Source organism: Ardenticatenales bacterium (assembly GCA_020634515.1).
GTDB lineage: Bacteria > Chloroflexota > Anaerolineae > Promineifilales > Promineifilaceae > JAGVTM01.
The window spans coordinates 244018-269662 of sequence record JACKBL010000003.1 but is presented as its reverse complement, the minus strand read 5'-3'; the positions used below and the strand labels follow the sequence as shown (position 1 = coordinate 269662).

At 59.7% G+C, this 25645-nt stretch carries 19 protein-coding genes; 16 read left to right on the top strand and 3 right to left on the bottom strand.

Going from position 1 to position 25645, the window contains the following annotated elements; genetic code table 11:
• Window positions 1–240: 240 nt before the first annotated feature.
• The 16 genes from ftsW to H6650_09925 all read left to right on the top strand — a co-directional run bounded on the left by ftsW (window position 241) and on the right by H6650_09925 (window position 20063).
• The gene (gene ftsW / locus H6650_10000; protein MCB8952332.1) at window positions 241–1437 is read left to right on the top strand and encodes a putative lipid II flippase FtsW; all 1197 of its coding nucleotides are present in this window, start codon (window positions 241–243) and stop codon (window positions 1435–1437) included.
• Window positions 1434–2537 (top strand): UDP-N-acetylglucosamine--N-acetylmuramyl-(pentapeptide) pyrophosphoryl-undecaprenol N-acetylglucosamine transferase, encoded by a 1104-nt coding sequence (locus H6650_09995; GenBank protein MCB8952331.1) that lies wholly within the window; start codon window positions 1434–1436, stop codon window positions 2535–2537. Before ftsW ends, H6650_09995 begins: the two co-directional genes overlap by 4 nt.
• Window positions 2538–2540: 3 nt before the next feature.
• Window positions 2541–3146 carry a CvpA family protein gene (locus H6650_09990; protein ID MCB8952330.1) on the top strand — a complete coding sequence of 202 codons (606 nt, stop codon included), beginning with the start codon at window positions 2541–2543 and terminating at the stop codon, window positions 3144–3146.
• A gap of 40 nt (window positions 3147–3186) precedes the next feature.
• Window positions 3187–4605, top strand: coding sequence for a UDP-N-acetylmuramate--L-alanine ligase (murC, locus tag H6650_09985; protein ID MCB8952329.1), 1419 nt, complete (start codon window positions 3187–3189; stop codon window positions 4603–4605).
• A gap of 87 nt (window positions 4606–4692) precedes the next feature.
• A complete protein-coding gene (gene murB / locus H6650_09980; protein MCB8952328.1) occupies window positions 4693–5655 on the top strand; it encodes a UDP-N-acetylmuramate dehydrogenase in 963 nt (320 codons plus the stop codon).
• Entirely contained in the window at window positions 5655–6800 is a 1146-nt protein-coding gene (locus H6650_09975; GenBank protein ID MCB8952327.1) for a D-alanine--D-alanine ligase, read from the top strand. Before murB ends, H6650_09975 begins: the two co-directional genes overlap by 1 nt.
• Before the next feature lie 12 nt (window positions 6801–6812).
• Window positions 6813–7778, top strand: a complete 966-nt coding sequence (locus H6650_09970; protein ID MCB8952326.1) for an FtsQ-type POTRA domain-containing protein — start codon at window positions 6813–6815, stop codon at window positions 7776–7778.
• Window positions 7779–8163: 385 nt separating this feature from the next.
• Window positions 8164–9381, top strand: coding sequence for a cell division protein FtsA (ftsA, locus tag H6650_09965; protein MCB8952325.1), 1218 nt, complete (start codon window positions 8164–8166; stop codon window positions 9379–9381).
• A 339-nt stretch (window positions 9382–9720) separates the two neighbouring features.
• Window positions 9721–10845: a cell division protein FtsZ gene (gene ftsZ, locus H6650_09960; GenBank protein MCB8952324.1), complete on the top strand. Its 1125-nt coding sequence runs from the start codon at window positions 9721–9723 to the stop codon at window positions 10843–10845.
• A 116-nt stretch (window positions 10846–10961) separates the two neighbouring features.
• Window positions 10962–12746, top strand: a complete 1785-nt coding sequence (locus H6650_09955) for a lipase maturation factor family protein (GenBank protein ID MCB8952323.1) — start codon at window positions 10962–10964, stop codon at window positions 12744–12746.
• Window positions 12747–13040: 294 nt separating this feature from the next.
• Window positions 13041–13505: a transcriptional repressor NrdR gene (gene nrdR, locus H6650_09950; protein MCB8952322.1), complete on the top strand. Its 465-nt coding sequence runs from the start codon at window positions 13041–13043 to the stop codon at window positions 13503–13505.
• Window positions 13506–13781: 276 nt separating this feature from the next.
• The gene (locus tag H6650_09945) at window positions 13782–14678 is read left to right on the top strand and encodes a site-specific DNA-methyltransferase (protein ID MCB8952321.1); all 897 of its coding nucleotides are present in this window, start codon (window positions 13782–13784) and stop codon (window positions 14676–14678) included.
• Window positions 14675–15625, top strand: coding sequence for a hypothetical protein (locus H6650_09940; GenBank protein ID MCB8952320.1), 951 nt, complete (start codon window positions 14675–14677; stop codon window positions 15623–15625). The genes H6650_09945 and H6650_09940 overlap by 4 nt, the downstream gene beginning before the upstream one ends.
• 51 nt (window positions 15626–15676) lie before the next feature.
• A complete protein-coding gene (locus tag H6650_09935) occupies window positions 15677–16057 on the top strand; it encodes a hypothetical protein (protein ID MCB8952319.1) in 381 nt (126 codons plus the stop codon).
• Window positions 16058–16125: 68 nt separating this feature from the next.
• Window positions 16126–19668 (top strand): ribonucleoside reductase class II, encoded by a 3543-nt coding sequence (locus tag H6650_09930; GenBank protein ID MCB8952318.1) that lies wholly within the window; start codon window positions 16126–16128, stop codon window positions 19666–19668.
• A 230-nt stretch (window positions 19669–19898) separates the two neighbouring features.
• Window positions 19899–20063: a hypothetical protein gene (locus H6650_09925; GenBank protein MCB8952317.1), complete on the top strand. Its 165-nt coding sequence runs from the start codon at window positions 19899–19901 to the stop codon at window positions 20061–20063.
• Window positions 20064–20192: 129 nt separating this feature from the next.
• Here the strand turns inward: H6650_09925 and H6650_09920 are convergent, their stop codons facing one another.
• The 3 genes from H6650_09920 to H6650_09910 form a co-directional block, all read right to left on the bottom strand.
• Window positions 20193–23558 carry a lamin tail domain-containing protein gene (locus H6650_09920; GenBank protein ID MCB8952316.1) on the bottom strand — a complete coding sequence of 1122 codons (3366 nt, stop codon included), beginning with the start codon at window positions 23556–23558 and terminating at the stop codon, window positions 20193–20195.
• A gap of 32 nt (window positions 23559–23590) precedes the next feature.
• The gene (locus tag H6650_09915; GenBank protein ID MCB8952315.1) at window positions 23591–24187 is read right to left on the bottom strand and encodes a GNAT family N-acetyltransferase; all 597 of its coding nucleotides are present in this window, start codon (window positions 24185–24187) and stop codon (window positions 23591–23593) included.
• A 122-nt stretch (window positions 24188–24309) separates the two neighbouring features.
• Window positions 24310–25620, bottom strand: a complete 1311-nt coding sequence (locus tag H6650_09910; GenBank protein MCB8952314.1) for a hypothetical protein — start codon at window positions 25618–25620, stop codon at window positions 24310–24312.
• Between the last annotated feature and the right edge of the window lie 25 nt (window positions 25621–25645).

Here is a 25645-nt window from a genome sequence, read left to right as displayed (position 1 = left end):
GCTTCCGGGAAGGTTTGCAGGAAGATTTGTCCTTATGCCTACCTTCCACCTTCCCGGAAGATGCAAATGGCGTACGCCGAACTTCCGGGAAGGTTTCCTGGTAGATGCGGCCTAATGCCCACCTTCCACCTTCCCGGAAGATGCAAATGGCGTACGCCGAACTTCCGGGAAGGTTTCCTGGTAGATGCGGCCTAATGCCCACCTTCCCGGAAGATGCTGAATTATCGTGAGAAAGAGCTTATGACAGCCATTCGCTTTGTTGGCAAACAAAATAATCGCGTCGGTTCCCACCTGCGCCTGAAGTTTGATTACTGGTTGGCGCTGGCGGTTGCCGGACTGCTGGTGGTGGGCATGCTGATGGTCTACAGCACCACCTTTGATTATGGCGTCCTCTTTCACGAGGGGGATGCCACGTTCTTCTTTGAACGCCAATTGCAGGCGCTGGCGATTGGTCTGGTGGCTATTTTCGTGATCATGCAGTTTGATTACCACTTGCTGCGCCGTTTTAGCGTGCCCCTGCTGGTGGGCACGCTGCTGCTGCTGGTTGTCACGCTATTCTTCGGCGAAGCGATTTTTGGGGCGCGACGTGGTCTGTCCGGCGGCTCCTATCAGCCGTCGGAGGTCGCCAAACTGGTGACGATTTTGTACATCGCGCACTGGTTGTCCACCAAAGGGGACCGCATCCGCGACCTGACGTATGGATTGGTGCCGTTTTCGGTGATTACGGGCGTGGTGTGCGCCTTGATCGTGCGCCAGCCAGACCTGAGTACGGCGGCTTTGATTGCCTTGATCAGCTACTCGCTGTTTTTTGTGGCGGGAGCGGATTGGCGGCAGTTGAGCGTTGCCGGCATTATCGGACTGGTCGCGTTTGTCTTCCTCATGCTCACCCTGCCCCACGCCCGCGGGCGCGTAGACGCCTACGCCGCCGCCCTGCGCGACCCCAGCCAGGCAAGCTGGCACGTGCAGCAATCCCTCATTGCCCTGGCAAATGGCCGCTGGTTTGGCGTCGGCCTGGGTGAAAGCACGCAGAAATTCGGTCCCCTGCCCGCCGCGCACACCGACAGCGTTTTCGCCGTCCTCGGCGAAGAAATGGGCCTTCTGGGCTGTCTCCTCACCATCGCCCTGTTTGGCATTCTCGTCTGGCGCGGCTTCCGCACCGCGCGCAAAGCGCGTGACAACTACGGTTCGCTGCTGGCCCTGGGCATCACCTGCTGGCTCAGCTTCCAGGCCCTCATCAACATCGCCGTGATCACCGCCGTCGTCCCCTTCACCGGGCTGCCGCTGCCGTTTCTCAGCTACGGTGGCTCCTCGCTGGCGATTTCTCTCGTGGGCGTGGGCATTTTGCTAAACATCTCGCGGGACGCGGCCATCAACACGCGCATTCAGGGGCAGCGCCCACCCCGCGCCCGCACGATGCCGGCAGGAGGCCCAGGGTGAGAGTGATGATTTGCGGCGGTGGCACAGGCGGCCACATCTACCCCGCGCTTTCCGTGGTGGACGCCCTCAGCGCGGACAGGCCAGACCTGGACGTACTCTGGGTGGGCACGCGCGGCCAGACGGAAGAGCGGCTGGTTCCGCGCGCGGGCATTCGTTTGCACACCATTCGCGGCGGTCCGATTGTGGGCGTGCCCCTGGTCACGCGGCTGCAAAACGGGGCGCAACTGTTGTGGAGTCTGGGCAGCGCCTTTCGCCTCCTGCGCCGCTTTCGCCCACAGGTGTTGTTCATGACGGGCGGCTACGTGAATGTGCCGGTGGCGCTGGCGGCGCGATTGCGGCGGGTTCCGGCGGCGATCTATTTGCCGGACATTGAGCCGGGCGCGGCGATTCGCTTTCTCAGCCGCTTTGTGGACAAGGTGGCTTGCACCAGTGATGATTCGGCGGTTTATTTTAATGCCGGCATCACCGAAACCACCGGCTATCCCGTACGGGCGGAACTACGCGCCGCGGCCCGCAAGGATAAAACCGCCGCCCTGGCCCAATTCGACCTGCGCCCCGACCGCCTCACCCTGTTCGTCTTTGGTGGCAGCCGTGGCGCACAATCCATCAACCGGGCGCTCATGCGTATTTTGCCGGCACTCCTGACCCAGTACCAGGTCATCCACATCAGCGGCACACTCACCTGGCCGGAAGTCGAGGCCAACGCCGCCCAACTACCCGCCGACCTGCGCGCCCATTATCGCCCCTACGCCTACCTGGACGACGAAATGGGGCCGGCTTTCCGTGCCGCCGATCTCGTCGTCGCTCGCGGCGGAGCCAGTATGTTGGGCGAATGCCCCGCCTTTGGCCTGCCCGCCATTCTTGTCCCCTACCCCTTTGCCTGGCGTTACCAAAAGGTGAACGCCGACTACCTGGCCGCCCGTGGCGCGGCCATCCGATTGGACGACGAGCGTATGGCCGCTGAACTGCTGCCCACCATTCAAGCCATTCTTTCTGATGCGGCGCGGCGCGTGGCTATGTCCACGGCGGCGGCAGCCCTGGACCAACCAGACTCAGCGCAACGCATCGGTCGGTTGCTGACGCGGTTGGCGGAGAAATAACGGATGCTCAGTCTGCAAACCGTATTCTGGATTATGATCGGCTTTTTTGCCCTGATCGGCTTCCTGCGCGGCTGGACGAAGGAAGTTATCGCCACATCTGGGCTGGTGCTGTCCCTGTTCGCCGTGGACCGGTTTGGCGTCCTCATCGTCTCCCTACTCACCAACGTGCCCACCGACTCCAGCACGATTGCCGACCCTTACGCCGGGCTGCGCCAGCAGTTCTACGTGCTGGCCCTGGTGCACCTGCTCATCGCCTTCTTCAGCTATCAAGGTCCTTCTCTGGCAGGGCAGCTATCGGGCGGGCGTTTTGTCGCCCGTTTGCGGGACAACTTGCAGGAGAAACTTCTGGGCGCGATTGTCGGCGGTTTCAATGGCTACCTCATCGTCGGGACGCTGTGGTCGTTTCTGGAGTATCGCATCATCTCGCCCGGTAGTTATGAGCGACTGGTGCGCAACGTCCCCTATGCCTTCGATCCCGCCACCATCATCCGCCCCGACTTCGACACCTTCGCGTCGCTGGTGGAGAAGCTCCCCCTGCCCCTGCTGGCGCCTTACCTGCCGATCCTGATCGTACTCGTCTTCCTGTTCGTTATTGTCGTCATGATCTAGCCGATCCCTACCTATTGACCATTCACTTATGGCCACGCTTATGTCCTTCGCTCCTGACACTTTTCTACTCGCCCCGCACATGCACGTCCACATCGTGGGCATTGGCGGCAGCGGCATGTCTGCCATTGCCCAGGTGTTGTTGGGGCAGGGCTATCCTGTTTCCGGCTCCGACATGCAGGCGAATGCGCTCACGGCGGCGCTGCAAGCGGCGGGCGCGACCGTCTTTGTGGGGCACGCGGCGGGGCATGTGGCCGGCGCGGATGTGGTGGTGATTTCCTCCGCCGTGCCCGCGGATAACGTGGAACGGCTGGCCGCGCGGCAGGCGGGCATTCCCGTGCTCAAGCGGGCGGATTTTCTGCGAGCGCTGATGCATGATCAGACCTGCATCGCTGTGGCGGGATCGCATGGCAAGACGACGACGACGGCCATGATCAGCCACATCCTGATCGCCGCCGGGCGCGACCCCAGCGTGATTGCCGGCGGCGTGCTGCCCAGCCTGGGCAGCAACGGGCGCGCGGGGCGCAGCCGCCTGTTTGTGATTGAGGCGGATGAGTATGATTACATGTTTTTGGGGCTGCGCCCAACGGTGGCCGTGATCACGAACGTGGAACACGACCACCCGGATTTGTTCCCCACGGAGGCGGCGTATCGAGAGGCATTTGTCCGTTTTGCCCGCTTGCTGCCCCCGGGCGGCGAGTTGGTGGCTTGCGCCGAGGACGAGGGGGCGCGGGCGGTGCTGGCCCGGTTGGCGCTGATGGATGTGAAGCTGGCGACGTATGGACTGATGGGTAACGGGCAGACGCCTGATTGGCGGGCGTTGGATGTGCGCCCGAATCAGTTGGGCGGCTCCGATTTTCTGGTGCAGTCGGGAAGCGAGACGCTGGGTGTGGCCCGCCTGCGCGTGCCTGGGCGGCATAATGTGCTGAATGGGTTGGCGGCGCTGGCGGCGGTGGCGTATGTGGGCGTGCCTTTTGTGGAGGCGATGCCGGCATTAGCCACGTTCACCGGCGTCGGACGGCGCTTCCAAATCCTCGGCGAAGCGGGAGATGTCACCATCATCGACGACTACGCCCACCACCCCACGGAAATCCGCGCCAGCCTGGCCGCCGCGCGCCAGCGATTCCCCGGACAACGCATCTGGGCCGTGTGGCAGCCGCACACCTACAGCCGCACCCACCTGCTGCAAGCGGAATTCGCCCGCAGCTTCCAGGACGCCGATTGTGTCATCGGCCTGGCCATCTACCGTAGCCGCGAGCGGGACACATTGGGCATGACGACGGAGAAAGTTCTGGCGCAAATGGACCACTCGGACGCCCGCGCCATCCCCGCCCGCGAAGAAGCCGCCGCCTACTTGCTGGACCATGTGCAGCCGGGCGACGTGGTGATCCTGCTGGGCGCGGGCGACGGCAACGCCGTAGGCGAGTGGCTCCTGGATGGGCTGCGGCAGAAAGATGGTTAATCGCAACTACTAACGCTCTCTGGCGATTGGACCAATCAGATTGGTTCAATCTCCGAAGATTGAACCAATGAACCACTCGAGCAGCGTATGAACTTACAAACCTCGCTTATGGATGCGATTTTGACTCACTTCCACGCCACGTTTGGCGAACAATTCCAGTTGAATGTGCCGATGTCGCGCTATACGACGGCACGTATTGGCGGCCCGGCGGAGATGTTCGTCATGGTGACGAATGCGGACGAGCTGCGGCAGGCGGCGGAACTGGCTTATAACTCGCACATTCCCTACTTTATTTTGGGTGGGGGGTCGAATGTGTTGGTGGCGGATGCCGGCATTTCCGGCCTTGTCATCTTCAATCGCGCCCGCCAGATGCGCTTCCGCCACACCGGCGCCCACGTCGTCTGTACCGTCGAATCCGGCATGAACCTCTCCTCCCTGGCGCGCCAGTGCATCGCCAAAGGGCTGGGCGGCCTGGAATGGGCCATCAGCGTGCCCGGAACCGTCGGCGGGGCCGTCGTCGGCAACTCCGGCGCGCATGGCAGCGACATGTCCAGCAACGTGCGCACCGTCACCCTGTGGAAACCGGGCGTGGGCGTCCGCACCTACAGCCGCGAGGAAATGGGTTACGCCTACCGCGACAGCGTGCTGAAACAGGAACAGGGCACGGACCGCTCCCGCCGCGTCGTCCTCTCCGTGGAACTGGAGTTGAAGCCCGAACCCGTGGATGTACTCACCGCGCACGCGGACGGCTTTATCGCCTACCGCAAAGAGACGCAACCCGGCGGCGCAAGCTGCGGCTCCATGTTCAAAAACCCGCCACACTTCTACGCGGGCTACTTGATTGACGCCGCCGGCTTGAAAGGGTATCGGCGCGGTGGTGCGCACATCTCCGAAAAGCACGCCAACTTCTTCATTAACGATGGCGATGCTACCGCCGAAGACGTACACGGCCTCATTGCCGAGGCGTGGAACGTGGTGCGTGAGAAGTTTGGCGTCGAAATGGAACTGGAAGTGGAACTGGTTGGCGACTGGCGGTTTGAACAGGAATGATGGCAGAGCAAAAGCGTAAGCTACGGGTAGGCGTTATTTTCGGCGGTCGATCTGGCGAACATGATGTGTCGCTGCAATCGGCGCAGTCGGTGATGGCCGCCCTGGATAAGGAAAAGTACGAGGTGGTTCCCATTGGCATCACGCGACAGGGAGGCTGGCTCACGGGGGACCCGATGATGGCGCTGGCCGCGGGTCGCGCGGCGGCGGCGCAGCCGGCAACGCTGCTGCCCGATCCGGAGTCGGCGGCGCTGCTGCAAGTGGAAAAAGTGGCGGCGCGGCCGGCGGCGATGTCCGAAGTGGCTCATCTGGACGTGATTCTGCCTGTGCTGCATGGCCCGAATGGCGAGGATGGTACGGTGCAGGGGTTGTTGGAACTTGCCGGCATTCCTTACGTGGGCGCGGGCGTGGTTGGCTCCGCCGTGGGCATGGACAAAGCCATCTTCAAAGCCGTGATGCAGGCGCACGGCATCCCCGTGCTGCCGTGGAAGCTTGTCCTGAAAACGGCGTGGCTGGCCGACGCGGAGGCCGTGCTGGATGAAATCGAAGCCGCGCTCGCCTATCCCGTCTTCACCAAACCCGCTAATTTGGGTTCCAGCGTGGGCATCTGCAAATGCACCGGGCGCGACGAACTGCGGCGCGGCCTGGACGAAGCGGCCCGATACGATCGGCGGCTGGTGGTGGAGCAGGGCATTCCGGCGCGCGAGCTGGAAGTAGCCGTGCTGGGCAACGAAGACCCCATCGCCAGCGTGGTGGGCGAGGTGCGCCCGCGCCGCGCTTTTTACGATTACGTGGCGAAATACATGGTGGCTCCCGGTTCCGCCGATGAATCAGAACTGCTGATTCCCGCGCCGTTGTCGGCGGCGGAGTCGGACGAGGTGCGTCGGCTGGCATTGGCCGCGTATCGGGCGATTGATTGCGCCGGGTTGGGGCGGGTAGATTTGCTCATGGACCGGGAGAGCGGCGCGCTCTACCTGAATGAGATTAACACGATGCCCGGTTTTACGCGCATTTCCATGTATCCCAAATTGTGGGAGGCCAGCGGCCTGCCGTATCCGCGGCTGCTGGACAAGTTGATTGAGTTGGCGCTGGCCCGCGAGGCACAGAAGTCGGCGTTGCAGCGCACGTATGACGCGCCTGTGTCGTGATGGGTGGTATGAATGATGAGTGAGAAACGGTCTACGAATCGACGGTTGCGGAAACAACCTGCTGTGCGGCGGATGCAAGTGGCAATGCCGGCATCTCCCCCCAAACTCGCCATACCCCGCACCGCCAAAAAACGGCGGCGGCGTAACAACCCTACCTTCCAGCGCCCCCTGGCCCTGCTGAAGCAGTTTGTCGTGACCTCCCGCTGGATCAGTCTGGGCATCCTCCTCATCTGCGCCGCCGCCCTCTACCTCGTCAGCGGCGACCAGACCTTCACCCTCACGGCCATTCCCGTGGAAGGGGCGCAGGCCATTCCGCCGCAAGAGATCGCCGCCGCCAGCGGGCTGGCCGGTGTCCACATTTTTGCCGCCGACCCCGACCGGGCCGCGCGCCAGGTGGCCGCATTGCCCGGCGTTATCTCCGCCACCGTCAGCCTGGAATGGCCTAACCAGGTCTTGATCCAGGTGCGCGAGGACACACCCGTGGCCGTGTGGGTGCAGGAGGGTCAATCCTATTGGATTAATCGGCAGGGCACCCTCATCCCCGAGCGTGCCTCCGTCCCCGGATTGCTGCAAATCCAGGCGGAGGGAGACGCCTCCTTGATTACCCTGTCGCCCGATCCCGCCGGTGAGGATACGGCGGAGACGGAGACGAATGAGGCGGGTGCGCCCACGCCAGAGGCGGCCATGACGGCGGCGCTGCGCTTTGTGCCGGCGGAAGTGCTGCGTGGGGCGCTGCTGCTGCGCCAACTGCGTCCCAACATCGAGTCGCTTTATTACGACCCGCGCGGCGGCCTCAGCTACCAGGATGGTCGCGGCTGGCGGGCGTATTTTGGGGTGGGGGAGGACATGGCGCAGAAACTGACCGTTTATGAGACGCTGGTGGACCGTCTGTTGGCGGAAGGGCGCGCGCCGCAATACATCAGCGTCAGCAACCCGCGCAAGCCATTTTTCCTGGCGACTGGCGGTGGCGATCAGTGATACTACCTTTTTTCAGATTGGTTGATTCTCCAAGGTAACTATTCACGTCTCCGAGAGATTGGACCAATTTTGTAGACATCAATAAGATTCAACCAGAGCAAATTGGTCCAATCTGGGCAGATGACCTGTATAGTCACTCTCCAAGAATGAATCAATCTTGGGGAGAACTGAATTCTGGACGGTTACTTGGGAACGGAAAGCAAATAAGACAACGAAGTTGTTTCCTTCAAACTGGCGATGCAATTCCGTACTTTGTTTCATCGTCAGTCCTTAGTAATCGTTCGGAATTAAGCTCGCGGAGATTGGTTCAATCTGTCAGATTGAACCAATCTGCAAATCGCTAAGTTGTTTTTGAACGATTACTTGGTTTGAGGTGGTGGTGGTAATGGAAGAGATCATTTTTGCGCTGGACATCGGTACGACAAAGGTGTGCGCTCTGGTGGGCGAGGTGCGCGCCGGGCAGTTGCGCATTATCGGGTTGGGTAGTGAGCCGGCGGTGGGGATGCGCAAGGGTATGATCGTGGATGTGAATGAGGCGGCGCTGGTGATTGCGCGCGCGGTGGAGAAGGCGGAACAGACGTCGGGCTACAGCCTGTCGCGGGCGCTGGTGAGCATGGCGGGGGAGCATATCAGTTCGACGAATAATCGGGGGACAGTGGCGGTGGGGCGGAATAATGCCGGCATTTCTCCCGAAGACATCGACCGCGCTCTGGATGCCGCCCAGGCCATCGCCATCCCCCAGAACCGGCAGATTGTCCACCTGGTTCCCCGCCGCTTTAGCGTGGACGAGAACGAGGGCGTGCGCAACCCCGTGGGCATGTTTGGCTACCGCCTGGAAGTCGAAGCCCACATCGTTACCGCGGCCAACCCCGCCCTGATGAACCTGCAAAAATGCGCCGATGTCGTGGGCATCAAAGTCGAAGAGTTCGTCCTCAATGCCCTGGCCTCCGCCGAAGCCATTCTCGAACCTACCGAACGGGAAATGGGCGTGCTGGTGGCGGACATCGGCGGCGGTACAACGGACCTGGCCCTGTTCGTCGATGGCATGGTGTGGCACACCAGCGTCATCCCCGTGGGCGGCAATCACGTCACCAACGACATCGCCATTGGCCTGCGCGTGCCCTTCGAGGTGGCCGAACGGGTGAAATTGCAGTACGGCGACTGTCGCCCGGAACAAATCGATTCCGATTCCATCTTCACGGTGGAGCCATTCGGCGGCGAGAAAATCCAGGTAGGGCGGCAAGACCTGGCCCACGTGATTGAGGCGCGCGTGGAGGAGATTTTCCAACTGGTGCTGCGCGATATTCGAGAATCGGGGTATGACGGGATGTTGCCTGCCGGCATTGTCCTTACCGGAGGCGCGGCGCAGTTACGAGGCATTGCCCAGGTCGCCTACCGCGTGTTGGGCGTGCCCGCCCGCGTCGCCAACCCGCGCAACCTGGCCGGCCTGGTGGACTCACTGCACAGCCCCGCCTACGCCACCAGCGTCGGCCTGTTGCAATGGGCCATCAGCGGCCAAAACAGCTATCGCCCGCGCCCGCGCCAGGGGGAATGGGGGCGTCGGCTAGGGACGATCTTCAAGGCGCTGCTGCCGGGACCATGATGATGGCGCATGGTCCAACGAACCTTCCCGGAAGCTCAATTCCAGGCCCAAAGCGTTCTGTTGTTCGAGTCATTTAACATCAAAACAACTTCCGGGAGGATGGTGGTGAATAGTGACGAATGATGAACACAAGTGGTGAGACCAGGTGCGTTTTCGGGAATTCATCAGCTATTCCCAAATTCATGGGATTTCGCAACTGCTAAGCCAGATTGGACCCATTTTCTCTGAAATGGGTCCAATCTCCAGAATAGGATTTTTATATCACAGCGGTATCGTGACTGTTCTAACCAGGAGATGAGGATTATGTACGGTAAACAAGTCAAGCGAGAGGTACAAAGAATGCCGGAATTGGAAGGTTCCGCCCTCATTCGCGTCGTCGGCGTTGGTGGCGGCGGCAGCAATGCCGTCAACCGCATGATTGCCGAGGGCATCGTTGGCGTTGATTTCATCGCCATCAACACGGATCGGCAGGCGATCATGGGCAGCGGCGCGCCGCAACGCCTGGTGATCGGCGAACGGTCCACGCGCGGCCTGGGCGCGGGGGGCAATCCCGAGGTGGGGCAGAAGGCGGCGGAGGAGTCGCTGGAAGAACTGCACGAGCTGTTGCGCGGTTCGGATATGGTGTTTGTCACTGCCGGCATGGGGGGTGGCACAGGCACGGGCGCGGTTCCCATCGTCGCCAAAGTTGCCCGCGAAGAAGGCGCGCTCACCATTGGCGTCGTCACGCGCCCCTTCAGCTTTGAAGGGACCAAGCGCGCCAAAGTGGCCGAGTCGGGCATCGAAGCGTTGAAGGAACATTCCGACACGCTCATCGTCATTCCCAACGACCGCCTGCTGGAAGCCGCCGACAAGCGCGTTTCTTTGCTGGATTCGTTCCGTCTGGCGGATGACGTGCTGCGCCAGGGCATCCAGGGCATCAGCGAATTGATCACCGTGCCCGGCCTGATCAACCTGGACTTCGCCGACGTGCAGGCGATTATGTCCATGGGCGGCGCGGCCCTGATGGCTGTGGGCAGTGGCAAGGGCGAAGACCGGGCGCGCACGGCGGCGGAGCAGGCGCTCTCCAGCCGCCTGCTGGACGTGACCATCGACGGTGCGCGTGGCATCCTCTTCAACGTCACCGGCGGCCCCGACCTGAGCCTGTTTGAAATCAATCAGGCAGCCTCCATCATCCGCGAGACGGCACATCCCGATGTGAACCTCATCTTTGGCGCGGTTATTGACGAGAACATGGGGGACGAGGTGCGTATCACGGTCATTGCCACGGGTTTTGAGCACGCGATTCCTTCGCTGCGGCACATTGCGCCACCGGTGGAGCGTTCGCTGCCCACGGGGCAGCCGGTGCGTGAGCGGGCGTCCGTGCCCGTTTCCGCTCGCCGCGAGACGGAAGCACGCCGTACGGCGGAGACATTCCGCCCCGATGATTTGGAGATTCCCACGTTCCTCCGCCGTCGTCGCAGCTAGCCGCGGATGAGGGGAGGACGTAAACGAGCGCGGATAGACGCGGATAAAGATATGGCTCCGCGTCATCCGTGGTCGTTTTCATGTTGTTTGATGCCTGTGTATGCTGTTACGGGGTCATGAGTAATCATCCGCCGTGGCGCGATTACTGGTTGGGCCGGGTGGATAGCCGCCCGCTGGCGGTTTTTCGCATCTTTTTTGGCGCGCTGGTGCTGAAAATGGCCGTGCAATATGTTCCATTGGCGCGGCCTTTTTTCAGCGATGCCGGCATTGTCCCCCGCGCCGCCCGTCTTACCGGTCCCCTACGCGAAACCCCCTCCCTGCTGTATGCCTTCCCTTCCGCGTGGATGGCACAGGCGTTTCTGCTGCTGTGGGCGGCGGCGGCTTTCTGCCTGCTCGTCGGCTACCGCACGCGCCTGGCGGCGGTTCTCGTCTTTGTTGGCTCCCTCTCCGTTTTTGAACGTAACCTGTTCGTTCTGAATGGCGCGGACCAGGTGGTGCAGGTTCTCAGCTTTTGGGCGATGTTTTTGCCCCTGGGCGACACGTACGCCGTGGACGCCGTGCGCCGGCGATGGGCGGCGTACCGTCTGAGCGGCAGGTGGGAGGATTTGCGCGTTTCCGCCGCGCCTCGCCGCGCTTTTGCCTTCCCGGTGCGTTTGCTGCAGATACAAATGGGGCTGATTTATCTTTTTACGGGGTTGTATAAGCTGCGCGGTGGGGTCTGGCTGGATGGGACGGCGCTGCATTATGTGTTGCAGTTGCCGGCATTTTTGCAACCCACCGGCGCATGGTTTTTTAGTGTCGCCCCCGCGTGGCTGCTGGCCTTCCTCACGCACTACACCTTGTGGATCGAACTGGCCTTTGTGCTGTTCATGTTCCTGCCCTGGGGCCAGCCGGCGCTGCGTCTGGCGGGCCTGATCCTGGCGACGGCGTTGCAAGTGGGCATTGGCGGCCTGATGAGTATTTTTAACTTCCAGGCGGTTATGGTCATCGGCACGTTCGTTTTTTTGGAGCCGGATTGGATTGTGGCGGTGGAGCGGGGGCTGCGATGGACGCGGGATGTGTCGTTTGTGCCGTTTTGGTCGGGCGCGCCGCGTTGGTTTTTTCTGGTGTTGGCGGGCACGCGCGCGGATGAGGTGACGCAGACGGCGGATTGGCCGGATGGCGATGTGTGGGTGAAGGATGGGGGGGGAGGGAGAAATGCCGGCACAGCCGCGCGCCAACGCCTGCTGGGACACCTCTTTCTCAGCCGCCTCTGGCTCTGGCTCGTCCGCTTTTGGCCGGAGCGCAACCCCTCCGCCTCCGTTGTGGCCTTAACCCCCGCCGCCCCCACCGATACACGCCCGCCGGCCTTTTTTCGTTCCTTGCCCCCCTGGTGGACGATGGCGCGGCGCGGCTTGCTGGTCGTCAGCCTCAGCCTGGTCATGGGCAGCGTCCTGTGGGTGAACCTGCGCGGCCTGCTCAAGCCGTGGGTTCCACCGGTGACGGGGCTGGCGCGCACCATCTTGCTCGCCACGGAGCTTACGCAGCGTTGGGATATGTTCGCTACCGGTGGACCACGTACCTGGCGTTGGGTGGCCGTCACGGGCCAGTTCGCCGATGGGGCTACCCTGGACCTGCAAACTGGCGAACCGCCCCTGGATGCTCCGCCTCGCTGGTCCAGGGGAACCGGGCTGCGCTGGCGCGAATTTAACGCCAACGTCGCCGAACTACAGTTCCCCTGGATGCTGCAAAACTGGGGCGATTATCTCTGTCGCACCTATCCGACCGGTACGCCCGCCGCGCCCCTGCGGCATGTTCAGTTCACCCTGCGTAGCCGCCACACTTTCCCCCCCGGTGGTCAGCCCGACCCCACGATCACGGACGAGCCGCTGCTCCTCTTTTCCTGCGCTGATTCCTCCTGAATCAAGACCCCGACCGGCCCGAAACCTCACCCGGTGCCCAGACGCACGGCATGGGCCGGCTTTGTTTGTCTGGCTACATTCTGCCGGAGTAGATGCCGGCATGAAAATTTTAAGGTGAAAAATCCATAAACCACGCTTGCCGGGGGTATGCCTCTATGCTATAATTCTGACCATTCTGTACACGCCAAATGTGGGGGCTTGCAATTCCCGATACCTCATATATGCCGCTTTTCGCTCGTATGTTCCCGTTTGTTTTGTCGTCTGGGTGCCGCCGGTTGCAACAAGAGGTTTTCCATGAAATGTCCATATTGTGGTCACGAAAAAACCCGTGTCATTGATACCAATCATGACGGACGTGGTGGCATCCGTCGTCGGCGCGTATGCGTCAACTGCGATGAACGCTTCAGCACCTACGAGCGCCCCATTCTGGCGACGCCGCTGTTGGTCAAGCGGGACGGCACGCGGGAGGAGTTCTCGCGGGATAAACTGGCCGAGGGCATTCGCCTGGCCTGCGCCAAGCGCCCCGTGGCCGCGGCGGACATTGAGCGCGTCGTGGGGGAAATCGAGTCGGAGCTGCAAATGATGGGCAAAGCGGAAGTCTCCAGCCGCATCGTCGGCGACAAAGTGATCAAGCGGCTGAAGGACGTGGACCAGGTGGCCTACATCCGCTATGCCACCGTCTATCTGCGCCTGGGCGACCTGGAAGCCATCCGCAACGAAATCGACCGCCTCGTCAGCGAAAGCCAAGGCTCTCGGTAGGGCGCAGCCAAGAAGTAATCGCGGAATCGTTGGATGCGCTTGAAGTGACCTTCTAACCTGCAAAGCGGCAAGTTGTCGTTGGACGGTCATTTAGCCGGTAGGTTTTCTCTTGTCGCTGCCTCGCCAGAACCAAGATCAGCAAGGGTAGTCCCACTTATGGACAACACAGACGATAATGCAGACTTCCTGATTCAAGCCTTAAGAGAACCGGGTTTGAAATATGCGCGTGGTGAACAACCGTCGTTGTTTTCTGAGAAGGAATTGCTGAAAGGGGAAATGCTTCCCGTTGATACAGATGACGCCGTGGAACCGCAATTGTTATATAAGCATCCACACGGCGTGATTTATGTTGGCGATTCCTTCAGGTGGCTTTCATCCGTCGAAAGCGAGTCTATCGATCTGGTCATTGCCGATCCCCCATACAACATCAATAAGGCGGAGTGGGATTCCTTTGAATCACAGCAAGCCTATGTCCAATGGTCGTTAAGGTGGATAGAACAGGCGGCGCGTGTGTTAAAACCAAGCGGGACGCTCTATGTTTGTGGCTTTTCCGAGATTCTGGCGGATATTAAACTCCCTGCATTGAAGTTTTTTGCCGGGTGTCGTTGGCTGATATGGCATTATAAAAATAAGGCCAACCTTCGTTCTGATTGGGGGCGGTCGCACGAGAGCATTTTGCATTTCCGCAAAAGCAAGACGTTCACATTTAACCTGGACGATGTTCGTATTCCTTATGGAAATCATACGACCCAATATCCTGAACGAACTCAGGCGGAAACAAGTCAATATGGGAATAGGGCGGGTGCGCGTACGAATCAAGTCTGGCGACCGAATCCAAGAGGCGCCAAGCCTCGTGATGTGATAGAGATTCCGACAACATGTAACGGGATGCACGAATCAACACCGCATCCAACCCAAAAACCGGAAGAACTTATCCGCAAATTGGTTTTGGCCTCGTCGAATGAAGGCGATTTAGTGATTGATCCATTTTTGGGTTCAGGGACGACGGCTGTTGTCGCGGAGCAGTTAGGGCGAAAATGGATGGGGTGTGATCTTTCTGAAATTTACTGTCAGTGGGCCATTGAGCGGATTGAACGGATAAAAGATTGGCCTGTGGAAAAATGGATTGAATTCGATCTGAATAATTCAAATCGGAGGAAATCGATCCGATGACATCACAGGTATCTTTACCTGACCTTCAGGTAAGCGTTCAAGATAGAGCGGCTTTTGGGCAGCTTGAAGATTATTATGCACTGGCTCATGATTTCTTGAGCTTTCTTGAGGAAGCTCAATTGACGCGCATTGTTTCGCCGAACGATCATCGCTATGTGTTTTATCAGTACGACCGAGAATTTGGACATCGCATAACGCGACCTTTGAATTCAGATCTATTCATTGATAGGGCAGATGATTTTCAAGCAGCGGGCGAGAATTTTATGTCATTTTTAGGAGACCTGAGGCGCTTAGGAGCCGAAATGGCGCACCAGGCGTCTGTTCAGACGTATTTGATGACCGGGGAAGTCAACAAAGTGGTTTATACCTGCCAGCAAATCGTGGGGAGTATTGGCGATTCCCTTGAAAATTCCAATCAGTCGCGTAAGCGAATAGGCCAACTTTTCGAAAACCTGGTGAGATTGCTGCTTGTAGAGATCGGCTTTACATGCAGTAACCGGACGATTTCCATACCTATCCCGGATTCCCCAGACTATTCCATGTCTTATGAACTTGATCTTGTATTTTCTAAGAAGGGAGCAATTCTGGCGTCTGAAAGCGCTTTGCTCTATCCGGGAGAAATAGTCGGTTCGGTTAAGACAACGAGTAAGGATCGCGTTGACAAGGTTTTCTTGGACAAGTTTCTTCTTAATCGGCTATTGGGCCGCGAGATCAAGATGATTGCCATATTCCTGCACGATGTTCAGCGGGCACGCAGGGCAAACAGCATCTTTGGCGTCAATTCTACTTTCAAGACGAATCATTTCTTGGGGTATACGGTGGCGCTTAATCGGTTAGATGGCGTTTATTACGTTGATCCGCGTCCGGAAATGAGAACTGATCCACGTTTGCGTCAAGAAATCGACGATTTTCAGGCATTTCTCACGCGAGATGTCTGGCAATTGTGAGATCACGCCTGATCGGTTCCTGCCAGTCGCATTGAGTTGGATGTGCCGTACATGGAAACTGCTTTGGAAGAGTTGTTTGTGCTGTCTAATCCAGTGGGACAGGAGATGGCTGTATGGGGAGATGCGCGACTGGAGATTGCTTATTTCTTGTCGTCAGAGAGGCCGAACGAGCGATATGTGACTTCGGTGCGGGCTGTTGTGCTGCGGGGGGAGTCGGTGTTGGTTGTGCGAGATAGCGATGATACATTCCATGTTGTTCCCGGCGGGCGGCGGGAACCGGGGGAAAGCGTGGCGGAAACGCTTTCCTGGCTACAGCGGCGACATACCTTCCCGCGGCGCGGGCGGCGGATGAACATGTGCGGGAGGCATTCTGGCTGCCACTGGCGGCGGCAAAAGAACTCAAAATGGATGGGAGCCAGAAGCGTCTTTTAGAAGCGGTGCAGCTTCTTGTGGCGGGCATAGAGTAGCAGCGTGGTCCGCGAAAAAACATCCTGGAGGAAATGATGCTCAGAGAGGCAAAGCAAAATTCGGTCAACGGGGCGGCGCGGCCGGAATTGCGGATCAGCGAGAATGCACTGGCCGTCTTGCGGCGGCGCTATTTGCGCCGGGGACCGGATGGGAAGCCAATTGAATCCGTAGCGGAGATGTTTTACCGCGTGGCCAGCCATGTGGCGGGCGTGGAGGACGAGGGGGAGGCGCAGGCGGTGGCAGAGGCTTTCTACGAATTGCTGACGACGTTCCGATTCATGCCGAATAGTCCGACGTTTACGGGGGCGGGAACGCCGCTGGGGCAGTTGGCGGCCTGTTTTGTGCTGCCGATTGAGGATGATATGGGGCGGGATAGTGCCGGCATTTTCCAAACCCTCCGCGACGCTGCCCTCATCCAGCAAACCGGCGGCGGCAATGGCTTCTCCTTCTCCCGCCTGCGCCCCAAAGGCGCGCTCGTGAAAAGCTCCGCCGGGCAAGCCACCGGTCCCGTCGGCTTCCTGCGCGTCTACGACCAGGCCTTTGGCGAGATAGCCCAAGGCGGTACCCGCAGGGGGGCCAATATGGCTGTGCTGCGCGTGGACCACCCGGATATCTTTGAGTTCATTTCCTGCAAGGCCAGCGAACACGCCATCACCAACTTCAACATCTCCGTGGGCATCACGGACGACTTCATGTGCGCCGTGCGCGACGATACAACCTTCGACCTGATCAACCCGCGAGATGGCGTCGTCTGGCGCACGGTACAGGCACGTGAGTTGTTTGATGAAATCGTCAAATACGCCTACAGCAACGGCGAGCCGGGCGTCCTCTTCCTCGACGCGGCCAACCGCACCAACCCCGTGCCACACCTGTACGAACTTGAGGCGACCAATCCCTGCGTTACGGGTGACACAAGGATTTACACGGCGAACGGGTTGTATCAAGCGGCTGAATTGGCGGCAGCCGACGCCTTGCCCGTTGTGGTTGATGGTCGCTTTGACGTAGACACATTACAACCGGCCAGCGCCGTTTTTGCTACGGGGGTCAAAGACGTTTTCCGCGTGACAACGCGGGAAGGATATGAAGTGCGTTTGACGGCCAATCATCAGGTCATGACCGCGCGGGGCTGGGTTGCTGCCGGCCAGTTGCAACCAGGCGACCAGATTCATATCCTTAATCGTCCGGGTGCGTTTGGTACAGAGGGTTCGCGGGAATTGGGGTTGGTACTGGGCTGGCTAGTCGGTGATGGCACTGTCAATCAAATCAGAGCTGTTCTTTCCTTTTTCGGGACGGAAAAGACGGAATTAGCGCCCACTTTCGCGGACGCTGTGACCACGCTTGTGGACAAAGATGATCGATACAAACAAAACACGCATCGGTTCTATCCCGTCCAGCCGACTGAGATCGCGGGACGTGACGAAGTTCGTGTGCAATCTGATAGATTGCGCCACCTGGCGGCACAATATGGCCTGGACGAGAATAAGCTGCAAGTGCCAGAGGTTATTTTTCGTGGTAGCCAGGAGACGCAGCAAGCATTTTTACAGGCGTTGTTCACGGCTGACGGCACGATGGCCGATGGTGGCGACAAGGGGAGCAGCGTGCGGCTGACATCCATCAGCGTCGCGTTGTTACAAGATGTACAGCGCCTGCTGTTGAATTTTGGCATCGCCAGCCGCATCGATCGTGAAAGACGGACAGCAGGATGGCGAGAATTGCCAGATGGCACAGGGGGGACTGCGCCATACTGGTGTCAGGCGTATCATGAACTCGTTATTTCGCAGGACAATTTGCTGCGTTTTGCCCGGCGCGTTGGCTTTTTGAGCCAGGCAAAACAGACATCTCTGCTCGATTGCCTGGCCCATATGACGCATGGTCCTGATCGAGAGAGGTTTGTCGCCCATGTGCAAGCCGTCGAACCGGATGGACGGGAGATGGTATATGATTTGTCGCAGCCTTCGACGCATTCCTTTGTAGCCAATGGGTTGGTGGTCCACAATTGCGGCGAGCAATGGTTGGGCGCATACGAAAACTGCTGTCTGGGGTCCATCAATCTGGCGAATCATTTTGCGCCTGACGGGGCAGTTGACTGGGAAAAACTGGCGCAGACGACGGCGCTGGCGACCCGTTTTCTGGATGATGTGGTGTCGGCGAATGCGTATGTGCCGGCAGTTCCGCAACTGAAGGAGGCCGCTTTCCGCGCGCGCCGCATTGGGTTGGGCATTATGGGGCTGGCGGATTTGATGTATCATGCCGGCATTCGCTACGGTTCCGCCGAAGGTCAAGCGTTTGCCGCCCAGGTGATGGAGTTCGTCCGCTTCCACTGCATGAAGACCAGCATTGAACTCTCCCGCGTACGTGGCCCCTTCTTGTCCATTAAGGGTAGCATCTACGACCCCGACAACTTGCGTTGGACGCCACCCCAACCCCTTTTCCCTTACGCGCGCGATTTTGGGCGACCGGTGTTGAATTGGGATGAGATTGTTGCCGGCATTCGCCAGCACGGCATCCGCAACGCCGCCCAAACCACCGTCGCCCCCACGGGAACCATCGCCACCGTCTCCGGTTGCGAAGGCTACGGCTGCGAACCTGTCTTCGCCCTCGCCTACGTCCGCCACGTCAACGACAATGGCAAAGACCTGCAACTCACCTACACCAGCCCTCTCTTTGCCCAGGCCCTGCTTGATGCGGGGCTGGACGAGGCCACTCGCAACCACATCATCGAACACGTCGTGCAGGTTGGCACCTGTCAGGATTTACCGGAATTGCCGGCATCCATTCGCCACACCTTCGTCGTCTCCCAGGACATTAGCGCCGCCGAACATGTGCAAATGCAGGCCGCTATCCAGGCATTTGTGGACAACAGCATCTCCAAAACCTGCAACTTTCCGGCCACCGCGCAGCCGGAAGACGTGGCGCAGGCCTACATGTCCGCCTGGGAACTGGGCTGCAAAGGGCTTACCGTCTACGTAACCGGTTCGCGGGACAAGGTCGTGCTGGAAACCCACGCCACCAAAAAGGCCAAAGAACCGGAGGCCGCCGAACCGGCGCGACAGCCGGCGCTGTGGCCCGCGGAAACGAAGAAGCCGCGCCCCAGGCAGCTCAAAGGCGTGACCCACCGTATTACCACGCCTCTGGGAACCGCCTACGTCACCATCAATGAAAATGGCGGCAACCAGCCGTTCGAAGTATTTCTGCAAACGTCTAAGGCCGGGAGCGACACGGCCGCCGTCTCCGAGGCGATTGGCCGTCTGATCAGCTACATTTTGCGCCTCTCGTCCTCCGTTCCTCCACGCGAGCGGATGCGGGAAGTTGTGAATCAATTGGGCGGCATTGGCGGCGGGCGTCCGCTGGGCTTTGGCTCCAACCGCGTGCTGTCACTGCCGGATGGTGTGGCTCAGGTGCTGAATGATTACCTGTTGGTGGACCAATCCACCCAAGACAATGAACACAGGGTGGCGAAAGCGGAGATGCACCGCCTGCCTATTGGCGACCTGTGTCCCGAATGTGGTGAAGCAGCCGTCGTCAATGAAGAAGGATGTCGCAAATGCTATGCCTGTGGCTACAGCGAATGCTGAGACGGCGGTGACAGGCAGCCGGAAAGCGCGAGGCTTTTGTCGCAAATTCGCCACGAAGTTGAAATGGCTCCGCTCTCGTCGTTTGCTCTGCTTCTGGAAAGCGGTTAATATTATTTTCGTTCCGCCACACTGGTGAAAAGGCTCGTGAGCAACAGCGGTAGCGTCGCAACGACGAATCTGCATGACGCCCGTTCCCTTTCCGGAGTGTCACACGGCAATTGAGGCATCACATGCAAGAAGACAAACGAGAGACGCAAACTGAGGAAAAGAAGGTTTACGAACCACCGGCCATCATTTATGAAGGCATTATCAGTACACGAGCCGGGACACCGGCTTTGGGATTGGCTCCAGATCAAGACCCGGGCATTAATCCGGAAGATCTGTTTGGTAAATAGCCCAGGGCACTGTAACTGCTCAAAGATTGGTTCATTCTCCAAGAATGAACCAATCTTGAGGAGCATGGCCGGTAATGGTCCATTGGCGACTTTCCCAGAGAAGTCGCCAGGCGTTTTCGTTTTAGGGGGTCAGGGAAATGCCGGCACGTTCCCCGGCGTCGGTGGGAAAACATCACGGAAGTCGGCGGGGCAGTTATTCGTGTCTCGCCAGTGGGGATACCGCTCCAGCGCGTGCCCATTGTCGATCACGGCGCAGGCGATGACGCCGGGGAACTGTCCCGTGCCATAGCTGATGGCATCCACCGCCTTGTTATCCGGTCCGCGCAAGATCACCTCATCCCCGCCATTGCCCAATTGGAAGTACGTGTCCGGCGAACCCCAGGCCGGGTCATCGATCAGGTCGGGGATATTGCCGTTCGTATCCAAAATCTCGAAATCGGGATTGAAGCCATAGAGCGCCTGGAAAGCCGTGGCCTTTGCCGCCACCACCAGCGTTTCCCCCGGAGCCAGCGTCACGCCTGCCGGGAAGCGGCGCAAATCCTCAAAATCCGTTATGTTTACGGCATCCCCCAACGCATAATTGCTCAGGTCCATAACGCTGCCCGTGGGATTCACGATCTCCACAAATTCCGCGTCATCCGATCCCGTGGGGTCATACATCACTTCGCTGATCAACGGATAGGTCGCCGCCCCCTGGAAATTAAAGGAGAACGTGGGCACGTAGGCGCGGTTGGGCCAGTCGCGCTGGAACATGTCCGCCAGCAGCGCAAACGCTTCGTCGGACTGCACTTGCAGCGCCAGCTCCCGGTTCCCTTTGTTAGACTGCTCACTGCCGTTGATGCTGCCCACGTGGATGTAGCCGTGCCCGGCCAGGCGCACGAGTACCATTTTGTTGTGGATGCCCAGTCCCGCCGGGTTGCCCAGAGCGCAAATAACTTGCAACCCTTCGCCGCGGGCCACGCTTTTCACATAGTCACAAGTGGCCTGGTTGCTCGTGGGGGAGTTGGGATCATCCAGCGCCCCATCCAGCAGCAGGCGCACGGTGGCGCCGCGCCGGGCGGCGTTGAGGTAGGCTTCCAGGCGCAGATTGGGGTCGGCGGTGGGGGTGCTGTCGCTGCTGCCCCAGTGTGGTGGTTCGTCAAGCTGCTGCACCAGCACCAGGTCGCCCGTGCCGGCCTGATTCACCAGTCCGAGGAGGCTGTTCTGGTCGCGCAGGCTGTTTTCGGGTGAATGGACCACTTCAAAGGAGAATGTGCCCTGGAAGACGGCGGGCGTGGGGTAGCGCACGGTGTAGGTGATGCCGCCGCTTTCGGTGATGGGCACGAAGCCGGGGGAGGGCGCGCCATACGTGGGGTCGGCGGCCTGCCACTGTTTCAGGTCGGTGTGTGTCAGGGGGGCGTAGTCGGCGGTGAAGATGTCGTGCACGCGGGCGATGACGCCGGGGGCGTCGGTGAAGAGGACCAGGCCGCGCCGTCCCCAGGTTCCGTCTGCTTTGTCGTCGTTGGGCAGGCTGTTCAGGCTCATGTTTTCGCTGCTGATAGCGACGCGCGCGTTGTCTACGAGGATGAATTTGGCGTGCAGGTAGCTGTAGCGGTCGTGGATGTCGTTGTCGTCGTCGGAGATCATGAACCAGCAGGAAATGCCGGCACTATCCAACTCCTGGCACACATATTTTTCCTGGTCCGAAAGGCCGCCCGTGGGACCCCCCTCCAGCAGCAGGGACACCGCCACGCCGCGATTGGCGGCGGCGATAAGGGCATCGGCCACCCCCACATTCTCAAAGGTGAGCGATTCCATGATGATGCTGCTTTGGGCGCTGTTGATGTGGTCTACGATGGCCTGGAAGGCGTTGTCGGGGGCGATGGCGATGCGCAGTTCGGCGAATTCGGTGGATTGGGCGGTGAAGAAGAAGGCGTCCAGGTCCCAGCCGGGATAGCGTACTTTGCGCCCGTTGACGGTGTCCGCTGTGGATTGCGCCCAATCGGCGGCGGTGTTTGTGTCGGGAACGGGCAGGTTGGTGGCCTGGTCGCGCATGCGGTAGAGAATCTGGCCGTTGCTGCCGGAGGCGCTGCCCACGGAGAAAGGTTGCACGGCGGCGCCGGACCAACCGTTTTGACCGGTGTTGCCGTTTTCGTAAACGAGCGTGTCTACGACGTTGCCTATGTCGTCCAGCAGCACCACCTCATCGCCCGTATTGGTATAACCCGGCCACCCTCCCTCCATCTCCGGCACTTCCGGCAGGGTGTCGTCCGTTTCAAAGTCCGGCGGCGCGCCAAAGGAGAAGCTAAAAGCGGTGGCACCGCGGGCAAGCCAGAGGCGCTGGCCGGGGGCGATGCTGGTTCCGGCGGGGAGGACGGCCCCGGAACCGGGGTCGCCGTTGTCGGTGATGCGCCAACCGCTGATGTCCACGGAGGTTGTGCCGGCATTGACCAACTGCACCGCCTCATCCAGGTCCCCGGAAACGTAGCCATCGTACAAAATTGCCTCAATCAACACCACGGGCGTCGTCCCATCGCTGATGACGGTGGTGGCGCCGGCCTGATTGTTGCCCAGGTTCGACTCCGCGCTGCTCGTAGCAGCCACGATCTGGTTCGTGACGCTGCCGCTGGCGTTGGCGGCCACGGCCACGTTCACGTGAAAAGTGATGTTGGTGGGGGTGAGGACTTCCCCGATGCTCCAGACGAGCGTCTGCGCGTCGGGTTGGCTGAGGGGGAAGCCGCCGTCGTCGCTGAGGTAGCTGAGGCCGATGGGCAGGGTGTCGGTGAGGGTGACGCCGTTGGCTGTGGCGCTGCCGGCATTTTGCAGCCCGATCTGGTAGGTAATGTTGCTGCCGGGCGCGGCGATGGCCGGGCCGGATTTGCTGGCGACCAGGTCCGGTTCGCCCGCGGGCGGGGTGATCGACCAGCTTGAATTGGGCTGGCGCGGCGTGCCGTTGATGGCGTTGCCGTTGGCGTCCAGGCCGTTGCGGGTGATGCCGTCGTTGCTCACCCAGTTGGCATCGCTATCGCTAACGTCAGGGTCGAGGCGTTCCATGGAATGACGGTCTGGAGGTAGCGTGCCGGCAGGCCAGACGTCGCCATCCCCGTTGGCCGTGTCAATCACGCTGCTGCCGGCATCTCGCAAAATAAGTGTTTCACCGCCATCCGTAAGCGCGCCCGTGTAAATCTGGTCGGCGGCAAGGTTGGAAATGGTGGTATCATCCGTGCGCTCTAACAAAAAAAAGCTGTTAGCTTCGATTTGGCCGGAGAGAATAATGCTGAGGCCATCTTCAATGGTCCAGCCGGTCAAGTCAATGGCCTGGTTTGTGGTGTTGTAGAGTTCCATCCATTCGTCGGAACTGGAGGCGGCAGTACCGCTCCAGGCGACTTCGCTAATGATCACGTCGCCGGGGGCGGCGGTGGGGCGCTGGGCTTGCAGGGGATGGGAGAGGAGGAGAGAGAGAAGGAGGGTGAGGGTGAATGCCGGCATCAGCCAGAACAGAAGGCGTCTTGACATGGGAATACTCTCCGTTGCGTGTCTCGGGCGATTTATTCAACTTCTGCCTGGAATTCTATCACGCCCACCACTTGTAGCCACGGCGGTTCCGGCAGCGAATTGCGCCCAATCCGCATCCCCAACCGCCGCATCACCCCTATTGACCCCTCATTATCATAATTCGTTTCCGCCACAATGCGCCGCAAGCGCAAATGCTGAAAGGCGTAATCAACCATCGCCTGCGCCGCTTCCGTGGCATAGCCGCGCCGCTGATGCGTTGGCGAAATGGCGTAGAAAAGGCCAAACTCCGGCGAGACGCGGTCCGCCTCAACGGTGGCCGCCATCCCCGGAACCTGGGCAAAGGCATTCAAACAGGGCACATAACCACAGGAGCCAATCAATTCGCCCGTCGCTTGAAGGACGATGGCCCGATCCCCGTAGGGCGGCTGGTTCAACTGCGCCAACTGTGTGTAATTAAGCACGGTCCATTGCAGCCATTCGGCCCGCTGCGCACGCGCCGTCACTGTTACCGTGCCGAGATCGGCGTCGGCCAGTTCTTCGTCAAACAGGCGATACGCATCCGCCAGATCCGCCAGCGCAAAAGGGCGAATTTGCAGGCGGGGTGTTTCCAAAATGGGCATTTCCAACATGATAACGTCCTCGGCGTGCGCGCCAATAGGGAACGCCCGTGCAAGCCCTTCATGCTTGCACGGGCGCAACGGGATGCTGTTGTTTGGGGTGAAGCGGGACGGCGGTTGCCGTTGCCTGCCGTTTACACCTTGATCAGAGAGTCATCGCTGCCGAATTCGTTTGGTACGTAGGCATCGGCAGCCCAATCGTTGTCCCAGCGCTCACCGTCAAGCAGGTACCGGAAGCGGTAAGACTGTTCGGTGGGCAAAGACACGGTCAGGCTGAAGCTGCCATCCTTTAGCTTCTTCATTGGGTGCGACGTGGTGTCCCAATCATTGAAGTCGCCTACGAGATGAACCGTTTCCGCGCTGACTTCCGCCGGCAATTTGAACGTCACGCGGCAAAAATTTCTTGTCTTCGTATAATTCTTCACCAACATAATATTCTCCTCATACATCTTCACTTCTGTTTCTTGTCGGTCCTGCTCATCCTCATCATACTCAATCGTCACCGTGCTGTCCGATTGATCTAGAATGCGCCACGGCGGTGGCGCTTCCTGCCCGAACAGCCGCAGCACGTGCCGCGCCAGCTTGTCCAGGCTCCCCTCCTTATACTGGTGCGCCAGTGCCCGGGCCATCACTTCCAGCGAACTGTTGGCATCCAGGCCGAATTGCGCAATCACGGCGTCACGGTGGATGGACAACCATACGAACAAGTCTGTTTCTGTACGTTCGGGAAAATTGACCAGCAAACCGGCTTCCCGAATAATCTGCACGACGGGGAGATAGATGATGTCGTACCAGGCGGCCACGGCCTCCGCGTAAGGCATTTCCTGGCGATCTATGTAGGAAAGCTGCGCCTGCAAATCCTCAATTTGGGCCAGTAATTCCGTAAAACGACCTGGCGTTGTCACCTCAATGTCCTGCTCCGGTCGCAGCGTGTCCAGGTGTGTCGCTTCCAGGAAATTGCGGCGGCCAAAGCGGATCAAAACCTCGTCCAGTGAATCATCGGGACCGATCTGAACCTCCTCTGGAAACTGCCATACATGCGCCTCGATGGTCTCATTGCCCATGGCTTTAGCCACGGAAGCGCGATGATTGCCATCTTTGATAAAGTACACGTCGCCAATTTGGTACACTTCGATGGGTGGCCACCCTTCAGCCGCGGTCGCCAGCGAATGTACATTAACCCAACGCGCTTGCAAACTGTCGTTGAGCGGCTGCAAACCGCGATTAAACTCGCGGTAGCGACCCACGCTGCCCACAATTTTCCGGATGGGGATTTGCTGAATGCCCCGATACATGGGGTTCCGCTGCTTGAGCTGGGCGCGAATGGTCTCGAACGGCAACAGTTGCAGGTCGCGTCCGCTGAGGCGGGCGACCAATTGTCGTCGACGAGCCTGGCGGCGCGCTTGCTTAAATTCGTTCAGGGCGGTTGTTTTTTCATCTGTCATGTTTTCAGTTTAACGGGGATCCGGT